Source organism: Acinetobacter sp. 809848, from assembly GCF_000581275.1.
GTDB classification, from domain to species: Bacteria; Pseudomonadota; Gammaproteobacteria; order Pseudomonadales; family Moraxellaceae; genus Acinetobacter; species Acinetobacter pittii.
In genome coordinates this window covers 1-388 of record NZ_JEXG01000204.1, presented here as the reverse complement: position 1 = coordinate 388, position 388 = coordinate 1, and the positions used below count along the sequence as shown (strand labels likewise).

Genomic DNA, 388 nt, shown 5'->3' with positions numbered 1-388 from the left:
GCTGAATACCGTGAATTATTTCCAGTGAAGACAAAGAAACGCCGTTCAGCAAAGCAAGGTACAAGACAGCCAAGTGAAGGTGAGACGGTACTGGCAACACATTTGAGAGCATGCAAGATCAGTTTTGAGCAGGAATATAAATTCCATCCAAAACGCAAATGGAGAGCTGATTTTCTGATTACGGGAACAAAGATATTGATTGAGGTTGAAGGCGGTATCTGGAGCGGAGGACGTCACACAAGGGGAAAAGGTTACATCGGGGATATGGAGAAATATAACTCGGCAGCAATGATGGGTTTTACAGTTTTAAGGTTCAGTACAGAGCAAGTGAAGTCAGGTTTAGCGGTTCAGCAGATAGAGAAAATGGTGAGTGAAAGATGAGTGCAGC

1 protein-coding gene is annotated in these 388 nt (G+C 43.8%); it reads left to right on the top strand.

The window, feature by feature from the left end:
- Positions 1-381, top strand: a 381-nt coding sequence (locus J536_RS24790) for a DUF559 domain-containing protein (protein ID WP_032064390.1), incomplete at its 5' end; no start/stop codon positions are given.
- Positions 382-388: the final 7 nt, after the last annotated feature.